Origin of the sequence: Staphylococcus sp. EG-SA-14, assembly GCF_017151935.1 — a bacterium.
Taxonomy (GTDB): Bacteria; Bacillota; Bacilli; order Staphylococcales; family Staphylococcaceae; genus Staphylococcus; species Staphylococcus aureus.
Genome location: NZ_JACVZM010000027.1, coordinates 22,993 through 28,992 on the forward strand (window position 1 = coordinate 22,993; position 6,000 = coordinate 28,992).

At 28.6% G+C, this 6,000-nt stretch carries 8 protein-coding genes and 1 pseudogene; 6 read left to right on the plus strand and 3 right to left on the minus strand.

All coding sequences use genetic code 11. The annotated features are described in order from the left end of the window. Positions 1-197 precede the first annotated feature (197 nt). Complete coding sequence (locus IDG63_RS12835; RefSeq protein WP_000384171.1) at positions 198-422, minus strand: hypothetical protein; 225 nt, start codon at positions 420-422, stop codon at positions 198-200. 198 nt (positions 423-620) lie between these two features. On the opposite strand from IDG63_RS12835, the pseudogene sigS reads away from it, so the two are divergent. After that, a pseudogene (sigS, locus tag IDG63_RS12840) lies at positions 621-1,092 on the plus strand (RNA polymerase sigma factor SigS). A 112-nt stretch (positions 1,093-1,204) separates the two neighbouring features. After that, positions 1,205-1,648: a competence protein ComK gene (locus IDG63_RS12845; RefSeq protein ID WP_001153745.1), complete on the plus strand. Its 444-nt coding sequence runs from the start codon at positions 1,205-1,207 to the stop codon at positions 1,646-1,648. Here IDG63_RS12845 and IDG63_RS12850 read toward each other — a convergent pair. Beyond that, positions 1,635-2,078: a hypothetical protein gene (locus IDG63_RS12850; RefSeq protein ID WP_001030469.1), complete on the minus strand. Its 444-nt coding sequence runs from the start codon at positions 2,076-2,078 to the stop codon at positions 1,635-1,637. The two genes, IDG63_RS12845 and IDG63_RS12850, sit on opposite strands and share 14 nt — an antisense overlap. 295 nt (positions 2,079-2,373) lie before the next feature. On the opposite strand from IDG63_RS12850, the gene sdpA reads away from it, so the two are divergent. After that, the gene (gene sdpA / locus IDG63_RS12855) at positions 2,374-3,009 is read left to right on the plus strand and encodes a CPBP family intramembrane glutamic endopeptidase SdpA (RefSeq protein ID WP_001168904.1); all 636 of its coding nucleotides are present in this window, start codon (positions 2,374-2,376) and stop codon (positions 3,007-3,009) included. A gap of 439 nt (positions 3,010-3,448) precedes the next feature. Here sdpA and IDG63_RS12860 read toward each other — a convergent pair whose 3' ends face one another. Continuing rightward, a complete protein-coding gene (locus tag IDG63_RS12860) occupies positions 3,449-4,162 on the minus strand; it encodes a transaldolase (RefSeq protein ID WP_001096494.1) in 714 nt (237 codons plus the stop codon). 259 nt (positions 4,163-4,421) lie between these two features. Between IDG63_RS12860 and IDG63_RS12865 the strand changes: the two genes are divergently transcribed. From IDG63_RS12865 to IDG63_RS12875, 3 genes are all read left to right on the plus strand, one after another. Then, the gene (locus tag IDG63_RS12865; protein ID WP_000091445.1) at positions 4,422-4,724 is read left to right on the plus strand and encodes a hypothetical protein; all 303 of its coding nucleotides are present in this window, start codon (positions 4,422-4,424) and stop codon (positions 4,722-4,724) included. Between the two features lie 255 nt (positions 4,725-4,979). Beyond that, positions 4,980-5,345 carry a fluoride efflux transporter CrcB gene (crcB, locus tag IDG63_RS12870; RefSeq protein ID WP_001200542.1) on the plus strand — a complete coding sequence of 122 codons (366 nt, stop codon included), beginning with the start codon at positions 4,980-4,982 and terminating at the stop codon, positions 5,343-5,345. Further along, positions 5,342-5,695, plus strand: a complete 354-nt coding sequence (locus IDG63_RS12875) for a fluoride efflux transporter FluC (protein ID WP_000623471.1) — start codon at positions 5,342-5,344, stop codon at positions 5,693-5,695. The genes crcB and IDG63_RS12875 overlap by 4 nt, the downstream gene beginning before the upstream one ends. The last annotated feature ends 305 nt before the right edge of the window (positions 5,696-6,000 follow it).

Consider the following 6,000-nt stretch of genomic DNA (forward strand, 5'->3'; position numbering starts at 1 on the left):
AACAATTTTATCTATGCATTGTTACATATTCATAAATAAACAGTAATGTAAATGAAACGTTTTAAACCATTTATCAACATTACTTTACGTTGATCTACGAATCATAAATGTTTTATCTTTTTGTATAACCTTTGAAAACCTTTATATCAATAATCTTATTATTCACGTATTAAAAAACAAAAAATTCTTTTGTTCGTTTACTTAGTTTCTTTTTTATAATCCATCATAATAAAACTTGCTGCATTTGATCTATTTTTATAATAGTACTGATTTAAATCAATCGTACCTTCAATTTGACCATCACGATACATCATTTCATTAGTGAAGTTATTTATCATCACGAAATCAGCGCGATCTCTTATAACATCTAAATCGTCGTTTCGTGCAAAAAAATGTTCTAAATTTAAATGTGCGTAATCCATTGTTACCTCCCGATTACAAATTTTGTTCTATCTACTATTTAGCAAAGTAATAATACATCATATCACATTAAATTAATTACTTATGTCTTATATTTAACACTTAATTTAGCGATTACGCAAATGAATGATTTTTCTAAATATTTTATTCTAACTTTATCCGGAAATATTTGTTATACGTATAACTTGGAGAATGACTACTTGAAATTTAATGACGTATACAACAAACACCACAAAATCATACACCATCTTTTAAAAAAAATATAATATTAGCTATAATTATGATGAGTATTATCAATTACTCTTGATAAAAATGTGGCAATTGAGTCAGATATATAAACCCTCAAGCAAGCAATCTTTATCCTCTTTTTTATTCACTCGATTAAATTATTACCTTATCGATTTATTCAGACAACAAAATCAATTAAAAGATGTCATTTTATGTGAGAATAATTCACCAACATTAACTGAACAACCAACATACTTTAATGAACATGACCTTCGTTTACAAGATATCTTCAAGCTTTTAAATCATAGAGAAAGACTATGGCTCAAACTATACCTTGAAGGATACAAGCAATTTGAAATTGCTGAAATCATGTCATTATCGCTTTCAACGATTAAATTAATTAAGATGTCCGTTAAGCGTAAATGCCAACATAATTTTAATTAGTTTATTGTGAAATTTCGGTCGATGTGTTAATGATGTTGAAACACCCTAACATCTTCATATAAATTTATTTTAACCATTAAATTAACAACTTATTAAACGAGGAGTACTATATTTGCAAGACAATTCTACTAAATATCTACTTTATATCCAAACTGCTACTTCAAACCATCTCGAAACAAATTGTGTCTTTTTACATTGCGATTACATTCTTAAAGTTCCAATTAACAAACTAGTTTCATATTATGCGAAATTGCATTTATCATCACAAAGTGTGCTAACTGAGACTGCAAAAAACATACTAAATATTAATAAACTGGTTCCTATTTACATCAACCCAAAAACTATACTTTTTCCGTTAAAACATAAACGTGCACCGATACAAATTTATATCAATGCACATTATATTGTTGGTATGACTGCCATAGGGAATTCAACATTAATACATTTTCAAGAAGGCATTCAGCTAGAAGTTGATGAGCCATTTTCTCTAGTTTCAAAAAAATGTCATGAAAGTTTAGCTTTGAAGCACTTCATTGAAAATACTATTTCGAATTAAATTTAATTTCTAAAAGTTTCTTAGTAAAGTATGATGTCACAATTTTTATAAAATATATGCTAACAATCATTAATAAAATCGCTCCAATAATTGTTAAAATAACAACAGTTGTAGATAAATCTACCTTAGGACTAACGAAAAATTGTACGCCAGATAGACTTGTAATTAGCCCAAATAAAAACAAACCTAATAAAGCAACATAAGCAAACATCATCACTACTAATGTAACAAACATACTATAACTTTTTGTTTCTTTATTTCGAAATACATTTTGTCTTAAGTAAGCATTAGCAAAGGTAACAGGCTTATTTAAGTTAACGCTGTCATCATCAGATATAGAAGACAATCGTTGATCTAATGCTTGTTTCTCCTTCTTGTTCAAAAACCATAATTGCTTTTTAACTTTTTTATCAAATGATGCTTTATTCATAATTAAGGATTTCTCTCCTTTATAATATTGACGTAATTTTAAACATTAGCGTCAATTGAAAGTGTATTTTATATATTTTACAGAAATATATGTATCAAATCTACAAAAATCCATATTACAATTTCATTTATGGTGATTTGACGCTAAAATACAGTCTGCTAATTTTTCAAACTAATGCTTTTTAGGTAGGTACAATGATAAATTTTAATCGTAAATATGTTTCATATATAATGAATCTATCCTTAAACATATTGCATTCAAAATAATTTTAAAAAATGAAAAGAAAGGATTTAGCATGCAAAAATTCAAAGACTTTTTTTACGATGATTTATCGGTTACACGAGGAAATTATTTTTTAACTTTAATGGCAGCATTTTTTATTACTATCATTTTATTTATCGGCATAGTTGTCAGTGAAGTACATTTACTTTATAGCATGCTAATTGTATTAGTAGGTTTAATTCTATTGAGGCTATTCAAAATCAATTTATTCTCTTTTAAAAAATTAACATTGTCTCAAGTTATTTATATTATAGGCGGTGCACTATTAATTTATGGGTTAGATAATCTTTATTTATATTTTCATGACGTACCGGCAAATGAACAACAATTAGAGCAAGCAATACGAAATACACCATTCTATATTTCTATTTTCACTGTTACCATCATCCCCGCTATTGTGGAAGAAATTGTTTTTCGCGGTATGATAATAAGGGTTATCTTCAGAAAACACTTGTTTTTAGGGTTAATTGTGTCTAGTTTAGTTTTTGCATCATTACACGAATCTGACACTTGGATTGGTTATTTACCTTACTTATATTCTGGTTTGATTTTTGGCCTAATTTATATAAAAACAAAACGATTAGAAGTTGTAATATTCATGCACTTCTTAAATAACTTGTTAGCTCTGCTCTTTATAATATGGAGATAATTTTGAGATAACCTTTCATATTATTTTCAAATTATCTATCTGATATTTATTTTATTGAACTTGAGTCACCACTTAAACTCAAAAATACGTGTCATCAAGTGCAAAATAATTTAGAACTAATACAAACATAAAAACTTTTGCTTTACGCTTAAAATCAAAAGTCACATACCTAGATATAAGTACAACTTGTATATTTTGTACTCTAATAGGTATGTGGCTTAAATAATATTTAATTCTTGAGTTGCATATAGTAATTGTTTTTATTCATTTTCTAAAATATGCGAGACTAATTTCCTTTTCTACTCCTGTTGAATCAATTTAGACTTTTTTATAACTCGCGCTTTTACTTAGCTGAATTTTGACTTCTTCTTCATTAATAACTATGATGGAAAAACCCCCGTAAGCACAATGCCTATGAGGGTTTAAATATATTTATATATTATAGAATAGAAAGACCTGAAGATTGAATATCTTTCGCAAAGCCTTTAACTGTATCTACTGATAATTCGTTAATATCGCGACCTAAGTTTGTATTCACTTTTTTCACAACATCTGCTGGGCATGTAATAATATCTGCACCAATTTCATCAGCTTGAATCACATTGAATAATTCGCGGCAACTTGCCCATAATAATTTAACGCCGTCTTTACTATGCGTAACTTTTACAGCCTCTTTCATTAATGGTAATGGATCTACGCCTGTATCTGCAATACGTCCTGCAAATACTGAAACATATGTTGGCACACCTTCAGTTACTGCTTCAGTTATTTCTTTAACTTGTTCAATTGTGTAAACAGCCGTAACGTTTAATCTCACATTGTCAGCTGAAAGTTTTTTAATTAAAGGAATCGTTGATTCACCTTTTGTATTTACAATAGGAATTTTAACAAATACATTTTCGCCATATTGTTTTAGAATTGCTGCTTCTTTTTCCATAGTTTCTAAATCGTCTGCAAATACTTCAAATGAAATTGAAGCATCTGGAATTTCTTTCACAGCTTCTTCAGCAAAAGCTTTGTAATCTGTTACGCCCGCTTTCGCCATTAAACTAGGATTTGTTGTAAAACCATCCACTTGTTTGTTTTTATAAGCTGCTTTCATTTCTTCAATATCTGCACCGTCCGCAAATACTTCTACATTTAGTTTAGCCATATAATATAGCCTCCTTGATTCTTATTAAAATTTTAACAACATCTGCATGTCTTTTTCTTACAACCATTTGTAAAAAATGATTTTTATTTCTTTGTTATATAAATCATTTATATCACGCTTTTATAATATATAGCTAATTTTTTGCCTATATTTTTTAAAAATGACTTTAGCAAACATTGTGTCTACAAGTTAATAAAACTATTGTTTTATGATTGTTTATGATACGATATGTAAATGATAACCATCCAGGAGGTTTAGCATGTCTCGTTCAAAAAAATACTTTTACTTATCTAGCTTAATGATTATTTTAAGCTTTTTCTTTAATACAAATAACGTTTTCCTAAGTGGACTTTTTAATTCTTTTATTAAATTAATACTTTTCTGCAGTGTTATTAACTCAATTGTACTAATTTTGTCTATAATTTTTGCAGATCGTTCAATTAAATCACTAAAGCCTGATGCAGATTGGATTAGAATTGCGAGTAAAAGTTTGCCTTGGATTATTCTAATTGTTATTTTAGTACATATCTTTTCAATTGTTCGTACATTCGGTTTTATTTAAAAAAGATAAAATGTCAATGTAGCGTTAATACAAAACAATACAATGTATCATGCTATAATGAGTAAAACAATTTGATGACGTTGTTGCGTATAAAAAATATTAGATTTTCGAAATCATAACTATGCATCTAATCGCTATAGTTATACAACAAGATATAACATATAATGAGGTTTGATAATGCATCGACAATTTTTGTCGTCGTGTTGCCAAAACCTCTTTTTTAAATTCAAACTACTTCTTTTCGAGGTGAACCAAATGCAATATGTATATATTTTTATCGGTGGTGCTTTAGGCGCTTTATTACGTTACCTCATTTCTTTTCTGAATACTGACGGAGGTTTTCCAATCGGAACACTGATAGCCAATTTGACTGGTGCCTTTGTAATGGGATTGCTAACAGCCTTAACAATTGCATTTTTTTCAAACCATCCGACCCTAAAAAAAGCTATTACGACTGGTTTTCTTGGTGCTTTAACGACTTTTTCAACATTTCAATTAGAATTAATACATATGTTTGATCATCAACAATTTATAACTTTACTACTATATGCTGTAACAAGTTATGTCTTTGGTATTTTGTTATGTTACGTCGGTATAAAACTAGGTGGTGGTTTATCATGATATCAATCATTTTAGTCATGATTGGCGGCGGTTTCGGCGCAATTGCTAGAAGTGCCATTACTGATTATTTTAATCATAAATTTACTTCAAAGTTACCTATCGCAACATTGATAGTAAATCTAGTTGGTAGTTTTTTAATTGGATTAACTATAGGCTTATCAATTTCAATCTCATGGTTCCCTGCGTTCTTTGTTACCGGTTTTTTAGGTGGCTTAACAACTTTCTCAACGTTAGCTAAAGAACTTACACTAATGATGACGCCAAAATTTAATATTAACCTTTTTCTCAATTATTCACTTTTACAATTCATCATTGGATTTATAGCTTGTTATATTGGCTATCATATTTAAAAATAAAATGCTTCATTCAGCAAATAGGTAAATTACGACACCTTCCTGAACGAAGCATTTTTTAATTTTCATGCAAATTTTTTAGCACCATATAATGCCTATCAAAATAAAACAATCTTTGTTGCCGTTTAAATAATGTGAATGTCAATAAATTCTCCAAACTAGTCGAAAATAAAACAGGCTGGGACATAAATCCCTAAAAAAACAGCAGTAAGATAATTTTCAATTAGAAAATATCTTACTGCTGTTCTCTATTTATACAATACTTCGTATTGAATGGCTTCGCTTTCCTAGGGTGCCGTCTC

What these genes read in the sequence shown, in the direction of transcription:
- IDG63_RS12835 (WP_000384171.1), bottom strand. Translation starts at nt 422, where the DNA reads ATGGATTACGCACATTTAAATTTAGAACATTTTTTTGCACGAAACGAC.
- IDG63_RS12850 (WP_001030469.1), bottom strand. Translation starts at nt 2,078, where the DNA reads ATGAATAAAGCATCATTTGATAAAAAAGTTAAAAAGCAATTATGGTTT.
- sdpA (WP_001168904.1), top strand. Translation starts at nt 2,374, where the DNA reads ATGCAAAAATTCAAAGACTTTTTTTACGATGATTTATCGGTTACACGA.
- IDG63_RS12860 (WP_001096494.1), bottom strand. Translation starts at nt 4,162, where the DNA reads ATGGCTAAACTAAATGTAGAAGTATTTGCGGACGGTGCAGATATTGAA.
- IDG63_RS12865 (WP_000091445.1), top strand. Translation starts at nt 4,422, where the DNA reads ATGTCTCGTTCAAAAAAATACTTTTACTTATCTAGCTTAATGATTATT.
- crcB (WP_001200542.1), top strand. Translation starts at nt 4,980, where the DNA reads ATGCAATATGTATATATTTTTATCGGTGGTGCTTTAGGCGCTTTATTA.
- IDG63_RS12875 (WP_000623471.1), top strand. Translation starts at nt 5,342, where the DNA reads ATGATATCAATCATTTTAGTCATGATTGGCGGCGGTTTCGGCGCAATT.